Here is an 18851-nt window from a genome sequence, read left to right as displayed (position 1 = left end):
TTTATAGCGAGGTAAAGATGTCTGTTTTTCCACAAGGATTTTTATGGGGCGGCGCGCTTGCCGCCAACCAGAGTGAAGGGGCTTACCGTGAAGGCGGCAAAGGACTGACGACGGTCGATATGATCCCCCACGGCGCGAATCGTCTGGCGGTGAAGGTCGGTAAGGAAAAACGTTTTACGTTGCGTGACGACGAGTTTTACCCGAGCCACGAGGCGATTGATTTTTACCATCGCTACAAAGAAGACATCGCCCTGATGGCGGAGATGGGCTTTACGGTATTTCGTACCTCGATTGCCTGGAGCCGCCTCTACCCGAACGGCGATGAGCCACTGCCCAATAAAGAGGGGATTGCCTTCTACCGCGCAGTGTTCGAAGAGTGCAAAAAATACAACATCGAACCGTTGGTCACCCTGTGTCATTTCGACGTACCGATGCACCTGGTCACGGAGTATGGATCCTGGCGCAACCGCAAGATGGTCGATTTCTTCGCCCGCTACGCCCGTACCTGTTTCGAAGAATTTAACGGTCTGGTGAAGTACTGGCTCACCTTCAACGAAATCAACATTATGCTGCACAGCCCGTTCTCCGGCGCGGGGCTGGTGTTTGAAGAGGGTGAGAACGAAGATCAGGTGAAATATCAGGCCGCGCATCACGAACTGGTGGCAAGCGCGCTGGCGACCAAAATCGCCCATGAGGTCAACCCGGAAAACCAGGTCGGCTGCATGCTGGCCGGCGGCAACTTCTACCCCTACTCCTGCAAACCGGAAGACGTGTGGATGGCGCTGGAGAAGGACCGCGAAAACCTGTTCTTTATCGACGTGCAGGCGCGCGGCAGCTACCCGGCCTATTCTGCCCGCGTGTTCCGCGAAAAAGGGGTGGTGATTGTCAAAGACCCTGGCGACGATGAACTGCTGAAAAACACCGTCGATTTTGTGTCGTTCAGCTATTACGCCTCGCGCTGCGCGTCGGCGGACATGAACGCCAGTAATACCAATGCGGCGAATATCGTGAAATCCCTGCGCAACCCGCACATCCAGGTCAGCGAATGGGGCTGGGGTATCGACCCACTGGGGCTGCGCATCACCATGAACATGATGTACGACCGCTATCAGAAGCCGCTGTTCCTGGTGGAAAACGGCCTCGGCGCGAAAGACGTCATGGATGAACACGGTGAGATTAATGACGACTACCGTATCAGCTACCTGCGCGAACATATTCGTGCGATGGGCGATGCCATAGAAGACGGTGTACCGCTGATGGGCTACACCACCTGGGGCTGCATTGACCTGGTGGCCGCATCCACGGGCGAGATGAGCAAACGCTACGGGTTTGTCTATGTTGACCGCGACGACGCGGGCAACGGTACGCTGGACAGAACGCGTAAGAAATCGTTCTGGTGGTATAAGAAGGTGATTGCAAGTAACGGCGCGGATCTGGCGTAGCCTATTGCCCTCGCCCTCTCCCACAGGGCGAGGGAGTGTCCAGGCCGGGTGGAAGCTACCACCACCCGGCACTGCTCACAGTCGGGAAAAACCGCCGTCCCCACGCCATCCGGCAAGCCGGGAGTAAACCTCTTCGACGGCCTCTTTCACCGGCGGCGTCATCGGATAATAAAACCCAACGATGTCCGGCTGAATGCCCAGAAACAATACCTCACCCACGTCGTCTTTAATCTGATCGACCAGATAGTTCAGCGGCATATTGTGGGTGGTCATCATAAACATCTCGGCGATGTCATCCGGATCAATCAGGCGGGTTTCCCCCGGATTAAGTCCCATATCGGTTGCATCCACAATCAGCAGCCTGTCCGGGTGCAGCTCACGGATCGCCACCACATCGTTTTCCGGTGCGCTGCCGCCGTCAATAACCACCCATTCACCCTGCGGATGCGCGGCACACATTTGTGCAAGCAGCGGGCCCGCGCCGTCGTCGCCCATCATGCTGTTGCCGACACACAGTAAAACATCAGTCACGTAATCTCCTCACCATCAGGTAGATGGCACTCTCCTGATGAATATCATGCAGCATGCTGAGCAAAATTTTGCTCCAGGCCTGCTGCTGTGGGGTTTGCACGCTCAGCGCGGCGTCGAAAGCACTGGCGAGCATCGCAATGTGGTTGGCGTCGATAACGATCTCACCGTACTTCGGCACACCCTCCATTTTGCGGCGCGCCGTACTGCCCTCCGCCAGCGTGGCGATCCACGCCTGATAGTCAGGCCACGGGCAGCTTAATGCCGTTTCGAGACAATCTATCACCCCGAGGTGATGCCCAATGGCCAGGCTGTAATAGACCACCTGCTGCGCCGCATCCGGCGTGGCATCGTTCTCATCAATAAACTTACGGCTCAGCTGACTGAACACCACCGTTTCACTCATCGGATACGCGCCTCTTCCACCACCTGATTCAGGTTCGCGACAATCTCATTAAGACGAGGATCGTTTTCCGCCTCCAGCCAGCGCGTGACCTGATGATCGCCCTGGCTCAGCAGACGCAGATAATCGTCGGCAATCTGGCGACCATAGCGATACCCCGCGAGCCGGCGCGCCGTGCGATCGACCTTCACGCGCAGCGGCTGCACCATATCCGGGTGCAGAATTGCGGCAGCCTGGTTGTCGCGTTCACCCGGTTCACGGGCATGTATTTTCTGCTCCAGCAGCCCGAGCGCCATGGCAAAACCGTACAGCGTGGCCGCAGGCGTTGGCGGACAACCGGGAATGTAGACATCCACCGGAACAATTTTATCGGTACCGCCCCAGACGCAGTACAGGTCATGGAAGATGCCGCCGCTGTTTCCGCAGGCACCGTAAGAGATACAAATTTTTGGATCCGGTGCAGACTGCCAGGCACGCAATGCTGGCGATCTCATGGCACGGGTAACGGCACCGGTAAACAGCAAAATGTCCGCATGACGCGGCGAAGGCACCACTTTAATACCGAAGCGTTCGGCGTCGAACAGGGGCGACAGCGTGGCAAAGATCTCAATCTCACAGCCGTTGCAGCCGCCGCAGTCCACGCGGTACACATAGGCCGAACGTTTAATGTTTTTCAGCAGCGAGGCCTTCATGCTGGCGATGGATTCCTCCACCGTCATCGGCACCGGAATGCCATTAGCGTCGCGTGGGCCGATCAGGTTTTCCATCAGCTGGCCTCTCTCATATGACGGGTAATATCGATGCGGTCCGACGGCAGCAGGCATTTCTGCCGTTTGCAGTCCGGGCAGGTTTCAAAGCTTTCGCGATGATGCTCCGCGCGGGCATCACCGTTGTGCTGCAACAGCGCGATGGCGTAGTCGATCTCTTTTTGTACGGCAAACGGGCGTTTGCAGACACGGCAGTTGCACAGCGCGAAACGCGACTGCTGCAGGAAATCCTCTTTCTTCCAGACCGCCAGCTCGTACTCCTGCGAAAGACGGATCGCCACCGTCGGGCAAACCTCCTCGCAGCGGCCACAGAAAATGCAGCGCCCGAGGTTGAACTGCCAGGCCAGCTCGCCCGTTTTCAGATCGGTTTCCACCGTCAGGGCATTTGACGGGCAGGCGTTAACGCAGGCAGCACAGCCGATGCACTGTTGCGGGTTGTGCTCCGGCTTGCCGCGAAAGTTTTTATCGACCGGCATCGGCTCCAGCGGATAGCGGCTGGTCACCGTCCCGGTTTTGATCACTTTTTTGATGAAGGTAAACATGTTGACTCCTGCTTATGTGCTGCCTGTGCTCCGCACCCCGGATCTCTCATCAAAAAGAGGGTCAGGGTGAGGGCATCAGCCTGCACAAAATCCCCTATTTCAGCGGCGAGTTCTTACGCTCGATGCTGTAGCGCTCCAGCTCTTTGTACGGCACCACCTGGCTTTTCTTCTTGCGCACATCCACCACCGTCATGCGGTCGGTGCAGGAGTAGCACGGATCGAGGCTGCCAATGATCAGCGGCGCATCGGATACCGTATTGCCGCGCAGCATGTAGCGCAGGGTTGGCCAGTTGGCGTAGGTTGCCGCACGGCAGCGCCAGCGGTAGAGCTTCTGGTTGTCACCGGTCATGCTCCAGTGGATATCGTCTCCACGCGGGGCTTCGGCAAACCCCAGCGCGAAGCGGTTTGGAATGTAGGTGAAGCCCTCAACCATCAGCGGACCGCCCGGCAGATTATCCAGACCGAAGTCGATCATGTTCAGCGCGGTGAAGACCTCGTTGATACGCACCTTCAGACGCGAAATAACGTCGCAGCCCTGCTCGCTGTGCACGGTCATAGGCAGCAGGCCATAGCCGACGAACGGATGATCGGCGCGGGTATCGCGGGCGTGGCCGCTGGCACGAACCATGGGGCCAACGTTACTGAAATCGCGGGCGATTTGCGGATCCAGCCGGCCAATACCGACGGTACGCTGCTCAATGTTCGGCGTGCTGAGCAGCATATCCACCAGCTCCTGAACGTCGCGACGCATCTGCTGCGCCAGCTGGCGGGTCTGGATCATGTCATCTTTCAGCAGATCGCGACGAATCCCGCCGATCAGGTTCAGACCGTATGTTTTACGCGCCCCGGTCAGGATCTCCGCCATCTTCATGGAGGCTTCACGTACGCGGAAAAACTGCATAAAGCCGGAGTCAAAACCGACAAAGTGACAGGCCAGACCGAGGTTCAGCAGGTGCGAGTGCAGACGCTCCACTTCCAGCAGGATGGCGCGGATCATCTGCGCGCGTTCCGGCACCACAATCCCCATGCCGTTCTCCACCGAGGTGGTGTAGGCGGTACTGTGGGCAAACCCGCAGATGCCGCACACGCGGTCAGAGAGGAACGTCACTTCGTTATATCCCATCCGGGTTTCCGCCAGCTTTTCCATCCCGCGATGGACGTAGAACAGGCGGTAGTCGGCATCAATAATATTCTCGCCGTCGACAAACAGGCGGAAGTGGCCCGGCTCGTCAGACGTGACGTGCAGCGGGCCTATCGGCACCACATTGTTCTTTTTGCTGCCAAGCTCATTGATGAACGCGTAAGTCTCGCTGTCGGTGGTCGGGGCCGGACGCTGACGGTAATCCATGCTGTCTTTACGCAGGGGATAGAGTTCGTCTGGCCAGTCGTCCGGCAGCACCAGACGGCGCTCATCCGGAAGCCCAACCGGGACCAGACCATACATATCGCGCACTTCACGCTCGCCCCAGACGGCGGCGGGCACGCGCGGGGTGACAGACGGGTATTCCGGTTTGTTGGGATCCACTTCGACACGCACGGTGAGCCAGCACTTCTCGCCCTGCTCCATCGACATCACGTAGTAAACCGCATAGTTTCCGCACAGCTGACGCTCGTCGTTGCCGAACAATACCGACAGCCAGCCACCCTGCTGGTAGTAAAGAAACTCCACCACTTCCGGCAGGTAGTTCACTTTCACGGTCACCGTTATCTGGTCTTTGGTTTGCCAGGACTCCTCCAGCACCACGCCCGGGAAGGCCTGGTGCAACGCGGCGAGATACTGCTGACCTTTCTTTTCTTCAGACATAAAAACTCTCTTTAATCACGCCACCAGCAAGGAGACGAACGCTAAAAATGCAAAACCAAAACCGGCCCAGGTGATGCGCGACGTCGCCACAAAACGCAGACGCGCCATGCTGTTCTCAAACAGGGCAATCACCAGCACGCCGACAAGTAGCTTGAGCGCGGCAACGACCACCGCCAGCACCAGGCCGGCCGCGGAAAAGTGCGTCATCTGCCCCCACGGGAAGAAGACACCGACAAACATCTGCAGCACCACCAGCTGTTTGAGGCTGATGCCCCACTTCAGCACCGCAAAGCCGTAACCGCTGTATTCAGTCAACGGACCTTCCTGCAGCTCCTGCTCCGCTTCCGCGAGGTCGAACGGCAGTTTGCCCATCTCGATAAACGTCGCGAATGCGCAGGCGCAGAGCGCCAAAAGCAACGGAAGGGAACGGTCCACGGGCCAGTGATACACGGTATGAGTGATAAAGCTGATATGGGTTGACCCCGCGACCTGCGCAGCGACCCACAGGCCGAGCAGCAGGATCGGCTCAACCAGCACGCCGAGCATGGCCTCGCGGCTGGCACCAATCCCGGTAAACGGGCTGCCGGTATCGAGGCCGGCAATCGCGAAGAAGAAACGCGCGATGGCGAAGAGGTAGATAAGCGTAATGAGATCGCCCAGCACCGGCAGCGGCGACCCGACGGTGACGACCGGTAACGCCGTGGCGATGGTGAGCATGACGCCAGCCAGCACAAACGGTGTCAGGCGAAAGACCCATCCTGCCGCGTCCGGGGAAACGCTCTGACGTCCCATCAGCTTGAACAAATCACGGTACTCCTGGAGTACACCAGGCCCGCGACGGTTATGCATCCGGGCACGCGCCACGCGGCTCACCCCGGAGAGCAACGGCGCCATGGCAAATAGCACCAGCGCCTGAAGTATTGCCAGTAACAGACTCATGTCAGGCTCCTCGTGAAATCACAATCACAACCAGTACCGCCAGCTCGATCAACGCCAGTCGGCGGAACAGCACGGGCACGGCAGCGCTCTGCCAGCCCGGCACCCACCCCACCGGGTTAAGCCAGTCCCGCAGTTTCAGCACCGCGGCAAAGTTCTCTTTGACCGGCATGGCAAAGCCGTGCGCTGTGATCACCATGGATTGCTCGTGTGCGTAACCGCAAGCCCAGGCGGTACCGCGTGCTCGAGAGGAGAGGCGGTCGCGTCTGAAGAACAGCATCAGCACGAACGGCAGCAGCGGCGCGGCAATCAGCAGCAGCGCAATCATCGGCTGGGACACCGCGGTATGCACCGTGGTGAGCGGCAGAGGAATGGCGTTACCCAACAGCGGCAGAAGCCACGGGGCGGCCACCCCGCCCGCGATGCAGCACAGCGCCAGCGCGACAACGCTCGCCCCCATCAATGCCGGCGCACAGCAGGCGTTTTCGGCCTCACGCGTGCGCGGTGCACCCAGGAAGGTCACGCCGTAGACTTTAGCCATACACATCACCGCCAGCGCACCGGTTATCGCCAGCCCAACCGCCAGCAGCGGGCCGAGCAACCGGGCGATAAACACCTCGCTCTGACCGAGTGCGAAGAAGGACTGATAGATAACCCACTCGCCGGCAAAGCCATTCAGCGGCGGCAGCGCAGCCATTGCCATCAGCCCCACCAGCATGCACAGAGAGATAACGGGCATTTTTTTGCCGATGCCGCCGAGTTTTTCGATATCGCGATGACCGGTGCGGAACCAGACGCTACCAGCCCCGAGGAACAGGGTGCTTTTAAACAGGCTGTGGTTGATCAGGTGATACAGGCCGCCGATAAAGCCGGCCGCAATCAGCGCCGGTTGATTGAGCGCCAGCCCGGTAACGCCTGCGCCAATACCCAGCAGGATAATGCCGATGTTCTCAAGGGTGTGGTACGCCAGCAGACGCTGGATATTGTGCTCCATCAGGGCGTACAGGCCGCCGACGAAGGCGGTGATCATCCCGGCGACCAGCAGCACAACGCCCCACCACAGTGGCGGCTGCCCACCGGTGAGCGTTATCGTCAGAATGCCGAACAGACCCACCTTCATGACAACCGTCGAGAAGAGCGCTGCGGCAGGCGCAGAGGCATGTGCATGTGCCTGTGGCACCCAGCCATGCAGCGGGATAATCCCGGCCAGCAGGCCAAAGCCGATCACGCCAAGGAGCCAGACATCATTCCCCAGCGACTGACCGTTAAGGGCGGAGAAGTCCAGCGTGCCGAAGCGCTGCCACACCAGCCAGCAGGCCAGTGCCAGCAGCAACGTGCCAAGACGCCCCAGCGCAAACCACAGTTTGCCGGAGGTGCTACAGCCCGTAAGGAATACGCCGCACAGCGCCATGATCTCGGCCATCACCACCAGCGCGCCGAGGTTGCTGGCAGTCACGGTACAGACCGCCGCGGCCATCAGCAGATTGACCAGCAGACCGTTGGGCTGAGTGTGCTGATGGCGGTGCCAGTCAATATTAAACAGGCTGATAAACACGCCGCACAGACCAAAGGTCACCAGCCAGATGGCATTCAGCGGCGTAATTTCAACGGTGTGCCGTATCAGCGGCATCACCGCTTCGACAGATTGTCCGCCTGTTAACACGAGGCCACCAGCCACCAGCGTCATCACGCTGCCAACCGCCCCGCCGATACCGGCTATCCAGCCGCTCAGGGTTTTATGGAAAGAGAAGATCAAGGCCAACACAGCGGCGGCGGCAAAATAGGCCACCGCGCTGGTAATCATCATCACCGCGTTCATTTCGCCCCCTCGTTCAGCGCCTGAAGCAGAGAAAGATCGCCGAAATCACTGTTAATGGTCAGCTCACGCTTACGTTTACTGGTGCGAACGATGTCGCGAATATTGACCAGAATCAGCGCCTTCGTCGGGCAGGTACGCACACAGGCTGGCCCTTGTTCATCAAAGCTGCACAGGTCGCATTTGACCGCAACGGCACGCACGCCGGGAACCCAGTCAAGCAGCGTGCTCACCTTCGCCGGCGCAGGTGGCGCTGGCGGCGCTTTCGGGGAGTTGGCATTCGCCGGGATATGCAGCGGACGGCTGCCGGAAAATTCAATCGCGCCGAACGGGCAGGCAATGCCGCACAGTTTGCAGCTCACGCACAGACTTTCATTCAGCTGCACCGCCCCCTCGACACGGGTGATGGCATTAACAGGACAGACTCCCGCGCAGGGGGCATCTTCACAGTGGTGGCAGAGCTGCGGCGCAGACTCTTTTTCATTACGCATGACGCGCAGGCGCGGCATGGACTGTAGCCCGTGCTGACGGTGCGTTTCCGAACAGGCCGCCTCACAGGTTCGACAGCCAATACAGACCGTCGAGTCAGCAATTACAAAACGGTTCACCGGGTCATCCTCTGGTGATAGTCATTTTTGACGAAAAACTGTCTTGTCGACACTTCTCGACACGCAATGGTCAGGCCACGTTCGCTGAGGTATTTCCATCCATCAGCTGTTTCAGGTTGACCGGGAGATCGTGTTCAACAGCGGCGTACAGGCCGTTATAAACCGGCGCGATTTTTTCCAGATAGTGCTCCAGCACCTGCTGGCGATCGCGGTTACTGACGTGACCATCGACCATCCCGTCGGCCATCAGCTGCGCCTTCGCAATACACTGTTTTTCACCTTCTTTTGTTTCGACGTAGTACTCGATGGTGTGGCTGTTGAAGGTGTCTGCCAGGGTGACGTTTATCGTGAAATGGCCGAAGAGCACAAAGCGCATATCCCCCTGCGCTGCACAGCTCATGGCGTGGTGAAGACGGGCTTTTGACAGGGTGATGCCCTGAACCAGAGAGTTGCAGTAAAGGTGCCACTGCTCCTGTAACTGCTGATGGCGCTGCGCAATGTAATCCGCTTTTTCGCTAATTTCCCAAATAGTCATAAAAGGTATCCGGTTAATGGAGATAGCGGCTGTTAAGCAGATTCCATGCCAGTTTTTAACTAATTGATTTTTAACCATTTTAATCAAAAGAAGCGTGTCAATCGCGCCGTGTCGACGTGTCATTTCGACAGCATTGACATCGTCACGCCTTAACAAAAATCAAGCTGGCACCGTTATTGCATTATCGGGGCAATTCATTGAGGAGGCGTCATGCACGAAATCACCCTCTGCCAGCGGGCCGTCGAGTTAATTGAACAGCAGGCGCGGGCAAACAATGCGAAACGCGTCACCGGCGTCTGGCTACAGGTCGGGGCCTTTTCCTGCGTTGAAACCAGCGCCCTGACCTTCTGCTTTGAGCTGGTGTGCCGCGGCACGCTGGCGGAAGGCTGTGAACTTCATATTGAAGAACAGCAGGCGGAGTGCTGGTGCGCGCAGTGTCAGCAATACGTCACTCTGCTTTCTTCGAAGGTTCAGCGCTGTCCACAATGCCAGAGCAGCGAGCTTCGCATCGTGGCGGATGACGGCATGCAGATCCAACGTCTCGAAATCGAGAAGGAGTAAAATATGTGTAGTACCTGCGGTTGCGCTGAAGGCAACCTGTATATAGAAGGGGATGAACACCGTCCTCACACCGCGTTTCGCTCCGCACCCTTTTCACCTGCCCCTCGTCCTGCAGCGGCATTAACCGGTATCACCTTCGCCCCCCGACACTCCGCTGCGGGCGACCTGCATTACGGGCATGGCGTCGCCGGTACCCACGCGCCAGGGCTCAGCCAGCGTCAGATGCTGGAGGTGGAAATCAACGTTCTGGATAAAAACAACCAGATTGCAGCACGCAACCGCGCCCGCTTTGCCACGCGTAAACAGCTGGTCCTGAACCTGGTCTCCAGCCCCGGCTCCGGCAAAACCACGCTGCTTACGCAAACGCTCCACCGCCTGAACGGGCGCATATCCTGCGCGGTGATCGAAGGCGATCAGCAGACGGTGAACGACGCCGCGCGTATACGCGAAACCGGCACGCCCGCCATTCAGGTTAATACGGGTAAAGGCTGCCATCTGGATGCACAAATGATTGCCGACGCCACGCCGCGCTTGCCGCTGGCGGACAACGGCATCCTGTTTATTGAGAACGTTGGCAACCTGGTCTGTCCGGCCAGCTTCGATCTCGGTGAGCGACATAAGGTCGCGGTGCTCTCGGTGACCGAAGGTGAAGACAAGCCGCTTAAATATCCGCATATGTTTGCCGCCGCTTCGCTGATGTTGCTGAACAAAGTTGACCTGCTGCCGTACCTGAATTTCGACGTGGATAAATGCATGGCCTATGCCCGTGAAGTGAACCCGGAGATTGACATCATGCTGGTGTCCGCCACCCGCGGTGACGGGATGGATGCCTGGCTGGACTGGCTGGAGAGCGAACGATGTGCATAGGCGTCCCCGGACAAATTCACGCCATTGACGGGAATCAGGCCCGCGTTGAGGTGTGCGGCATATTGCGCGACGTCGACCTGACGCTCGTCGGCAGCACCGACGAAACCGGCGCCTCACGCCTCGGTCAGTGGGTGCTGGTGCACGTGGGGTTTGCCATGAGCATCATCAACGAAGCGGAGGCCCGCGACACGCTCGATGCCCTTCAGAATATGTTCGACGTGGAGCCGGACGTCGGGGCATTGCTGTACGGCGAGGAGCGGTAAACCATGCGCTACGTTGATGAATATCGCGCGCCTGAGCAGGTGATGCAGCTGATTGAACATCTGAAAACACGGGCGGCACGGCTGAGCTATACCGCCGAAAAGCCGCTGCGTATTATGGAAGTCTGTGGCGGGCATACGCATGCCATCTTTAAATTTGGCCTCGACCAGCTTCTGCCGGAAAACATCGAGTTTATCCATGGCCCCGGCTGCCCGGTGTGCGTCCTGCCGATGGGACGCATCGACGCCTGCCTTGAGATAGCCCACCAGCCTGACGTGATTTTCTGTACCTTTGGCGATGCGATGCGCGTGCCGGGCAAAAACGGCTCGCTGCTGCAGGCAAAAGCCCGGGGCGCGGATATCAGGATCGTGTACTCGCCGATGGATGCCCTGACGCTGGCCACCCATAACCCCGGCCGCAAAGTCGTCTTTTTCGGGCTTGGTTTTGAAACCACCATGCCCGCCACGGCCATCACGCTGCAGCAGGCCAAAGCCCGCAACATTGATAACTTTTTCTTTTTTTGCCAGCACATTACGCTCATCCCGACGTTACGCAGCCTGCTTGAAGAGCCGGACAACGGAATTGACGCTTTTCTGGCGCCGGGCCATGTCAGCATGGTTATCGGGACGGCGGCCTACGGCTTTATCGCTGAACAGTTCGAACGGCCTTTAGTGGTGGCTGGTTTCGAACCTCTTGATCTACTGCAAGGCGTGACCATGCTGGTTGAGCAGAAAATAGCAGCCCAGAGTGCAGTAGAAAATCAGTACCGCCGTGTCGTCCCCGACAGTGGAAATGTGGTGGCCCAGCAGGCGATAGCCGAGGTATTTAGCGTCGAGGGCGACAGCGAATGGCGTGGTCTGGGGCTGATTGCAGAGTCCGGCGTGCGCCTGACGCCAGCCTACCGGTCGTTCGACGCCGAAGCCCACTTCCGCCCGCAGCCGCAACAGGTGTGTGACGATCCGCGGGCCCGCTGTGGCGAAGTCCTCACCGGCAAATGCAAACCCCATTACTGCCCGTTATTTGGCAACACCTGTAACCCGCAAACGGCTTTTGGCGCGCTGATGGTCTCTTCCGAAGGGGCGTGTGCCGCGTGGTATCAGTATCGCAATCAGGAGTCTGAAGCATGAATACGGTTGAAATGGCACACGGCAGCGGCGGCCTGGCGATGCAGCAGCTGATAAACCGTCTGTTTATGGACGCGTTTGATAACCCCTGGCTGGCGGAGCAGGAGGATCAGGCCCGCATTGACCTCTCCACCCTGACCACGCAGGGCGACAGGCTGGCCTTTTCCACCGACAGCTACGTGATTGACCCGCTGTTCTTCCCGGGCGGCGATATCGGCAAGCTCGCGGTCTGCGGCACAGCAAACGACGTGGCCGTCAGCGGCGCTGTTCCGCGCTTTCTCTCCTGCGGCTTTATTCTTGAAGAGGGGCTGCCGATGGAGACGCTCTCTGCGGTCGTCAGCAGCATGGCGCACACGGCACGCGAGGCGGGTATCGCCATCGTCACCGGCGACACCAAAGTGGTCCAGCGTGGCGCAGCCGACAAACTGTTCATCAATACCGCCGGCATGGGGGCGATCCCTGCCGACATTCACTGGGGCGCGCAGCAGCTTGCCGTCGGCGACGTGCTGATCGTCAGCGGATCGCTGGGCTGCCACGGGGCGACGATCCTGAACCTGCGTGAAGGCCTGGGGCTGGACGGAGAATTACGCAGTGATTGCGCGGTACTGACCCCGCTTATCCAGACCCTGCGTTCCCTTCCGGGCGTGAAAGCCCTGCGCGATGCGACCCGCGGCGGGGTTAACGCCGTGGTACATGAGTTCGCGGCACGCTGCGGTCTGGGTATTGAACTCACTGAACGCGCGCTGCCCGTTAAGCCTGCCGTTCGCGGCTTGTGCGAACTCCTCGGGCTCGACCCGCTAAACTTTGCAAATGAAGGCAAGCTGGTCATTGGCGTGGAGCGCGCGGCGGCCGAATCCGTACTTGAACAGCTGCGGGCACATCCTTTCGGGAAAGAGGCCGCGCTGGTTGGTGAAGTGGTTGAGCGCAAAGGGGTACGCCTGACCGGGTTGTATGGCGTCAAGCGGACGCTGGATCTGCCGCACGCGGAACCTTTACCCCGCATTTGCTAGAACCGCGCCAAAAGCGGTCAGCACTGACTTTCTCTTTTTTGCCAGTTTCTATTGGAAAGCAATATGCCGTATACACCGATGAGCGATCTTGGACAGCAGGGCCTGTTTGACATTACGCGCACACTTTTACAGCAGCCCGATCTTGGCGCGCTGAGCGATGCCCTGACGCGGCTGGTCAGGCAATCAGCGCTGGCAGACAGCGCCGCAATTGTGCTCTGGCATAGCGCAAGCCATCGCGCGAGCTACTATTCAACGCGCGACAATGGCAAAGCGTTTGAGTACGAGGATGAAACCTACCTCGCTCATGGTCCTGTCCGGCGTATTCTTTCCCGCCCGGAGGCGCTGCACTGCAATTTTGAGGAATTCCGCGAGGCGTGGCCGATGCTGGCGCAGAGTCAGTTATACCCGCCTTTCGGCCATTACAGCCTGCTGCCACTGGCGGTGGAAGGGCATATCTTCGGCGGCTGCGAGTTTATTCGTCACACCGACCAGCCGTGGAGCGAGGCGGAATACGAGCGCCTGCACACCTTCACCCAGATTGTGGCCGTGGTCGCGGAGCAAATTCAAAGTCGCGTCACCAATAATGTGGATTACGACCTGCTGAGCCGCGAACGTGACAATTTCCGGATCCTGGTGGCCATCACCAACGCGGTGCTTTCGCGCCTCGATATGGATGAGCTGGTCAGCGAAGTCTCAAAAGAGATCCACCACTATTTCAAAATCGACGCCATCAGTATTGCGCTCCGGGGCCACCGGAAAGGCAAGCTGAACATCTACTCCACCCACTATCTTGATGAGGCAAACCCCGCCCACGAACAGAGTGAAGTGGATGAGGCGGGCACGCTCTCTGAGCGGGTATTTAAAAGCAAAGAGATCCTGCTGCTCAACCTCAACGAACAGGATGCGCTCGCGCCTTATGAGCGGATGCTGTTTAACACCTGGGGGAATAAAATCCAGACGCTGTGCCTGCTGCCGCTGATGTCCGGCAATACTATGCTTGGTGTCCTGAAGCTGGCGCAGTGTGAAGAGGGCGTCTTTACCACCGCCAACCTGAAACTGTTGCGCCAGATTGCCGAGCGTATCTCCATCGCACTGGATAACGCGCTGGCTTATCAGGAGATCCACCGTCTGAAAGAACGGCTGGTGGATGAAAACCTGGCGCTGACGGAACAGCTCAACAACGTGGACAGCGAGTTTGGCGAAATCATCGGCCGCAGCGATGCCATGTACAGCGTGCTGAAACAGGTGGAGATGGTGGCGCAAAGTGACAGTACGGTGCTGATCCTCGGTGAAACCGGCACCGGTAAAGAGCTGATTGCCCGTGCGATCCACAACCTCAGCAACCGTAACAGCCGCCGCATGGTGAAGATGAACTGCGCCGCTATGCCCGCAGGCCTGCTGGAAAGCGATCTCTTTGGCCACGAACGCGGCGCGTTTACCGGTGCCAGCAGCCAGCGTCTGGGCCGTTTCGAGCTGGCGGACAAAAGCTCGTTGTTCCTTGATGAAGTGGGCGACATGCCTCTGGAGCTGCAGCCCAAACTGCTTCGCGTCCTGCAGGAGCAGGAGTTTGAACGTCTTGGCAGTAACAAACTTATCCAGACAGACGTCCGGCTCATTGCCGCCACCAACCGCGATCTGAAAAAAATGGTCGCCGACCGCGAGTTTCGAAGCGACCTCTATTATCGCCTGAACGTCTTCCCAATCTGCCTGCCGCCCCTGCGTGAACGGCCGGAAGATATCCCTCTGCTGGTCAAAGCGTTTACCGCCAAAATAGCCCGCCGGATGGGCCGCAACATCGACAGTATCCCCGCCGAGACGCTACGTACCCTCTCCTCGATGGAGTGGCCGGGTAACGTCCGTGAACTGGAAAACGTCATTGAGCGCGCGGTATTGCTGACGCGCGGTAACGTACTGCAACTCTCCCTGCCCGAAGTTTCCCTGCCCGAAACCCCGGTTACAGCCACCGACGTGGCGCAGGAAGGTGAAGACGAATATCAGCTGATCATGCGCGTGCTGAAAGAGACTAACGGTGTCGTGGCCGGACCGAAAGGTGCCGCCCAGCGACTGGGGCTAAAACGCACCACGCTGCTCTCGCGCATGAAACGTCTCGGGATTGATAAAGAGAGCCTGGTGTAGCGTCATTCTGGCTGAGATCCCGCATGCAGGCGTTGGGATACGGTTGTCAGCGAAGCGCCTGAACGGTTACTTTTTCGGGCGATACTTTTCCGGTAATTCCGGTACCGGGCGACGGTCATCCATCAGGTGGCGTACCGTCAGGATGGGATGACGCCATAACATACGTGGGCCAGCCCAGCGCATCACCTGCTTCATCTCTTCGCGCCTGGCAGGCTGATAGCAGTGAACGGGGCACTGTTTACAGGCGGGTTTTTCCTCACCAAAAACGCATTTATCCAGGCGCTTATTGGCATACGCTTTCAGCGCCTGATAATGCCCCTCTTCCTGCGAAGCCTGGGGACACTGTGTTTCATACAGCGCGATCATTTTCGCGATCGTCTCTTTCTCACGTGTAATGCGTTTTCCGGACATAACGGCTCACCAGATAATAAAGTGCATTTATAATACGCCTTTCAGATACTGATTTCAGGTGTTGCATTCTGTTTTCTGAAGGCTGATTCCAGTATTAAGCCCACACCTGCAGTAAATCACTGGTATTTTATACAGCATCAGGAATGACCCTTGTCCACGTTGTCCGGAGGCCGTATGCACGAGATCGCTATCACCAAATCCTATCGTCATTTGAAAGTGGGATATTTCAGAAAGCGTCATGAAGACCGTAACACCAAGATACCCAAACGCTACAGCGTGCATGCGGCGCTGAGCTTAAAGGGCGACTGGCTTGAAAAAGCGGGGTTTACCACCCATTCGCAGGTCAGAGTGGGGGTTGAGCATGGAAAAATTGTCATTGAGTTAGTGCAGGAAGGCACCTCGTAAAGCCGCGACATTTTTCTGCGCCGTACCTTTTTTTCATGCGACAATAGAAGGAACTAACGGCCACTGAGCCGCCCAAAGCGTATTATTTTCAAAGAAATGGACATCATAACTCCATGAGCACAATCGACAATTTCGACGCACATACGCCAATGATGCAGCAGTACCTGAAGCTGAAAGCACAGCATCCGGAAATCTTGCTGTTCTACCGTATGGGCGATTTTTACGAGCTATTTTATGACGATGCCAGACGTGCGTCGCAGTTGCTCGACATCTCTCTGACCCGGCGTGGCGCATCTGCAGGCGAGCCCATTCCCATGGCCGGTATTCCGCATCACGCGGTAGAAAACTACCTTGCGAAACTGGTGAATCAGGGTGAGTCAGTCGCCATCTGCGAACAGATCGGCGATCCGGCAACCTCAAAAGGGCCGGTTGAGCGCAAAGTCGTGCGCATCGTCACGCCTGGTACGATCAGCGACGAAGCCCTGCTGCAGGAGCGCCAGGATAACCTGCTGGCAGCACTGTGGCAGGACGGCAAAGGTTTCGGTTATGCGACGCTGGATATCAGCTCCGGACGTTTTCGTCTGAGCGAACCGGCAGATCGTGAAACGATGGCGGCTGAATTGCAGCGCACGAACCCGGCAGAACTGCTCTATGCCGAAGATTTTGCCGAGATGGCGCTGATTGAAGGCCGCCGCGGTCTGCGCCGTCGTCCGCTGTGGGAGTTCGAAATTGATACCGCGCGCCAGCAGTTGAATCTGCAGTTTGGCACCCGCGATCTGATTGGCTTTGGTGTGGAAAACGCCCCGCGCGGACTGTGTGCCGCGGGTTGCCTGCTGCAGTACGTCAAAGATACCCAGCGCACCACCCTGCCGCATATCCGCTCGATCACGATGGAGCGTCAGCAGGACAGCATCATTATGGATGCCGCGACGCGTCGAAATCTGGAGATCACCCAGAATCTGGCCGGAGGCGTGGAAAACACCCTCGCTTCCGTCCTCGACAGCACGGTGACGCCGATGGGCAGCCGTATGTTAAAACGCTGGCTGCATATGCCCATTCGCGATACCGACACGCTTACCTGTCGTCAGCAGACGATTGCCGCGTTGCAGGATCGCTACAGTGAACTGCAGCCCGTGCTGCGTCAGGTCGGCGATCTGGAACGTATTCTTGCGCGTCTGGCGCTGCGTACGGCACGTCCGCGCGACCTCGCCCGCATGCGTCATGCCTTCCAGCAGTTGCCGGAATTGCGCAGCCTGCTCGCCGATGTGGATAGCGCGCCGGTGCAGAAACTGCGTGAAACCATGGGTGAATTTAGCGAACTGCGCGAGCTGCTCGAACGCGCCATTATTGACGCACCTCCGGTTCTGGTGCGTGACGGCGGCGTAATTGCCCCGGGCTACAACGAAGAGCTGGATGAATGGCGTGCGCTGGCCGACGGTGCCACGGACTACCTGGAAAAGCTGGAAATTCGCGAGCGCGAACGCCTTGGGCTCGATACCCTCAAAGTGGGCTATAACGCGGTTCACGGTTACTACATTCAGATCAGCCGTGGACAAAGCCATCTGGCCCCCATCCACTACGTGCGCCGCCAGACGCTGAAAAACGCTGAGCGTTACATTATCCCTGAACTGAAAGAGTATGAGGACAAAGTTCTCACCTCGAAAGGCAAGGCGCTGGCGCTGGAGAAACAGCTGTATGAAGAGCTGTTCGACATGCTGATGCCGCACCTTGCAGACCTGCAGTCAAGCGCCAGTGCGCTGGCAGAGCTGGACGTGCTGGTCAACCTGGCAGAACGCGCTGAAACGCTGAACTACACCTGCCCGACCTTTACCGATAAACCCGGTATTCGCATCACCGAAGGCCGTCATCCGGTTGTGGAACGGGTGCTGAACGAGCCGTTCATCGCCAACCCGCTAAGCCTGTCGCCGCAGAGAAGAATGCTGATCATTACCGGTCCAAACATGGGCGGTAAAAGTACCTATATGCGCCAGACGGCGCTTATCGCTCTGCTCGCCTATATCGGCAGCTACGTTCCTGCGCAAAAAGTGGAGATTGGCCCTATCGACCGTATCTTTACCCGTGTCGGGGCAGCGGACGATCTGGCCAGCGGCCGCTCAACCTTTATGGTGGAGATGACCGAAACCGCCAATATTCTGCATAACGCGACCGAATACAGCCTGGTATTGATGGATGAAGTCGGGCGCGGAACATCAACCTATGATGGTCTGTCACTGGCATGGGCCTGCGCTGAAAACCTTGCCAATAAGATCAAGGCAATGACGCTGTTCGCAACCCACTATTTCGAGCTGACACAGTTGCCAGAAAAGATGGAAGGCGTGGCAAACGTCCACCTCGATGCGCTGGAACACGGCGATACCATCGCCTTTATGCACACCGTACAGGATGGTGCCGCGAGCAAGAGTTATGGCCTGGCCGTGGCCGCGCTGGCGGGGGTTCCAAAAGAGGTGATCAAACGTGCGCGCCAGAAATTGCGTGAGCTGGAGAGCCTGTCACCGAATGCCGCGGCCACGCAGATTGATGGCACGCAAATGTCGTTGCTAGCCCCGGCAGAAGAGACGTCACCGGCCGTTGAGGCGCTGGAAAATCTCGATCCGGACTCGCTCACGCCGCGTCAGGCGCTGGAGTGGATTTATCGCCTGAAAAGCCTGGTGTAATCTGCACCCGGTGGCGCAAT

At 58.2% G+C, this 18851-nt stretch carries 19 protein-coding genes; 9 read left to right on the top strand and 10 right to left on the bottom strand.

The genetic code is table 11. The features are described 5' to 3' along the window. Positions 1 to 17: 17 nt before the first annotated feature. Positions 18 to 1442: a 6-phospho-beta-glucosidase gene (locus BH714_RS22080; protein ID WP_020883838.1), complete on the top strand. Its 1425-nt coding sequence runs from the start codon at positions 18 to 20 to the stop codon at positions 1440 to 1442. Between the two features lie 75 nt (positions 1443 to 1517). Here the strand turns inward: BH714_RS22080 and hycI are convergent, their stop codons facing one another. The 9 genes from hycI to hycA all read right to left on the bottom strand — a co-directional run bounded on the left by hycI (position 1518) and on the right by hycA (position 9381). Further along, the gene (hycI, locus tag BH714_RS22075; RefSeq protein WP_014171360.1) at positions 1518 to 1973 is read right to left on the bottom strand and encodes a hydrogenase maturation peptidase HycI; all 456 of its coding nucleotides are present in this window, start codon (positions 1971 to 1973) and stop codon (positions 1518 to 1520) included. Next, positions 1966 to 2376: a formate hydrogenlyase maturation HycH family protein gene (locus BH714_RS22070; protein WP_040018920.1), complete on the bottom strand. Its 411-nt coding sequence runs from the start codon at positions 2374 to 2376 to the stop codon at positions 1966 to 1968. Before BH714_RS22070 ends, hycI begins: the two co-directional genes overlap by 8 nt. Next, the gene (locus BH714_RS22065; protein ID WP_014171362.1) at positions 2373 to 3140 is read right to left on the bottom strand and encodes an NADH-quinone oxidoreductase subunit B family protein; all 768 of its coding nucleotides are present in this window, start codon (positions 3138 to 3140) and stop codon (positions 2373 to 2375) included. The genes BH714_RS22070 and BH714_RS22065 overlap by 4 nt, the downstream gene beginning before the upstream one ends. Continuing rightward, positions 3140 to 3682, bottom strand: coding sequence for a formate hydrogenlyase complex iron-sulfur subunit (locus BH714_RS22060; RefSeq protein WP_014171363.1), 543 nt, complete (start codon positions 3680 to 3682; stop codon positions 3140 to 3142). Before BH714_RS22060 ends, BH714_RS22065 begins: the two co-directional genes overlap by 1 nt. Positions 3683 to 3776: 94 nt before the next feature. Continuing rightward, entirely contained in the window at positions 3777 to 5486 is a 1710-nt protein-coding gene (hycE, locus tag BH714_RS22055) for a formate hydrogenlyase subunit HycE (RefSeq protein ID WP_020883834.1), read from the bottom strand. A gap of 15 nt (positions 5487 to 5501) precedes the next feature. Next, the gene (locus BH714_RS22050) at positions 5502 to 6425 is read right to left on the bottom strand and encodes a respiratory chain complex I subunit 1 family protein (protein WP_014171366.1); all 924 of its coding nucleotides are present in this window, start codon (positions 6423 to 6425) and stop codon (positions 5502 to 5504) included. Position 6426: 1 nt separating this feature from the next. Then, a complete protein-coding gene (gene hycC, locus BH714_RS22045) occupies positions 6427 to 8241 on the bottom strand; it encodes a formate hydrogenlyase subunit 3 (RefSeq protein ID WP_040018919.1) in 1815 nt (604 codons plus the stop codon). After that, positions 8238 to 8846: a 4Fe-4S dicluster domain-containing protein gene (locus BH714_RS22040; protein ID WP_014171368.1), complete on the bottom strand. Its 609-nt coding sequence runs from the start codon at positions 8844 to 8846 to the stop codon at positions 8238 to 8240. Before BH714_RS22040 ends, hycC begins: the two co-directional genes overlap by 4 nt. Before the next feature lie 70 nt (positions 8847 to 8916). After that, on the bottom strand, positions 8917 to 9381 hold the full coding sequence (hycA, locus tag BH714_RS22035) for a formate hydrogenlyase regulator HycA (protein ID WP_020883831.1): 465 nt from the start codon (positions 9379 to 9381) through the stop codon (positions 8917 to 8919). Between the two features lie 210 nt (positions 9382 to 9591). Here hycA and hypA point away from each other — a divergent pair, with 210 nt between their 5' ends. The 6 genes from hypA to flhA all read left to right on the top strand — a co-directional run bounded on the left by hypA (position 9592) and on the right by flhA (position 15340). Continuing rightward, positions 9592 to 9942 carry a hydrogenase maturation nickel metallochaperone HypA gene (gene hypA / locus BH714_RS22030; protein WP_014171370.1) on the top strand — a complete coding sequence of 117 codons (351 nt, stop codon included), beginning with the start codon at positions 9592 to 9594 and terminating at the stop codon, positions 9940 to 9942. Between the two features lie 3 nt (positions 9943 to 9945). Then, positions 9946 to 10809, top strand: coding sequence for a hydrogenase nickel incorporation protein HypB (gene hypB, locus BH714_RS22025; RefSeq protein WP_040018918.1), 864 nt, complete (start codon positions 9946 to 9948; stop codon positions 10807 to 10809). Further along, positions 10800 to 11072 carry a HypC/HybG/HupF family hydrogenase formation chaperone gene (locus tag BH714_RS22020; protein WP_014171373.1) on the top strand — a complete coding sequence of 91 codons (273 nt, stop codon included), beginning with the start codon at positions 10800 to 10802 and terminating at the stop codon, positions 11070 to 11072. The genes hypB and BH714_RS22020 overlap by 10 nt, the downstream gene beginning before the upstream one ends. A 3-nt stretch (positions 11073 to 11075) precedes the next feature. Then, positions 11076 to 12197, top strand: a complete 1122-nt coding sequence (gene hypD, locus BH714_RS22015) for a hydrogenase formation protein HypD (RefSeq protein ID WP_040018917.1) — start codon at positions 11076 to 11078, stop codon at positions 12195 to 12197. Next, on the top strand, positions 12194 to 13204 hold the full coding sequence (gene hypE / locus BH714_RS22010; RefSeq protein WP_040018916.1) for a hydrogenase expression/formation protein HypE: 1011 nt from the start codon (positions 12194 to 12196) through the stop codon (positions 13202 to 13204). Before hypD ends, hypE begins: the two co-directional genes overlap by 4 nt. A gap of 63 nt (positions 13205 to 13267) precedes the next feature. Continuing rightward, positions 13268 to 15340 carry a formate hydrogenlyase transcriptional activator FlhA gene (gene flhA, locus BH714_RS22005; RefSeq protein ID WP_020883827.1) on the top strand — a complete coding sequence of 691 codons (2073 nt, stop codon included), beginning with the start codon at positions 13268 to 13270 and terminating at the stop codon, positions 15338 to 15340. Between the two features lie 66 nt (positions 15341 to 15406). Here flhA and BH714_RS22000 read toward each other — a convergent pair whose 3' ends face one another. Continuing rightward, positions 15407 to 15751 (bottom strand): nitrous oxide-stimulated promoter family protein, encoded by a 345-nt coding sequence (locus BH714_RS22000; protein ID WP_040018915.1) that lies wholly within the window; start codon positions 15749 to 15751, stop codon positions 15407 to 15409. A 174-nt stretch (positions 15752 to 15925) separates the two neighbouring features. Here BH714_RS22000 and BH714_RS21995 point away from each other — a divergent pair, with 174 nt between their 5' ends. Beyond that, complete coding sequence (locus BH714_RS21995; protein WP_020883826.1) at positions 15926 to 16156, top strand: SymE family type I addiction module toxin; 231 nt, start codon at positions 15926 to 15928, stop codon at positions 16154 to 16156. 113 nt (positions 16157 to 16269) lie between these two features. Then, the gene (gene mutS / locus BH714_RS21990; RefSeq protein ID WP_040018914.1) at positions 16270 to 18831 is read left to right on the top strand and encodes a DNA mismatch repair protein MutS; all 2562 of its coding nucleotides are present in this window, start codon (positions 16270 to 16272) and stop codon (positions 18829 to 18831) included. Positions 18832 to 18851: the final 20 nt, after the last annotated feature.

The organism is Enterobacter ludwigii (genome assembly GCF_001750725.1).
GTDB lineage: Bacteria > Pseudomonadota > Gammaproteobacteria > Enterobacterales > Enterobacteriaceae > Enterobacter > Enterobacter ludwigii.
This window is presented reverse-complemented; position numbering and strand designations above follow the sequence as displayed.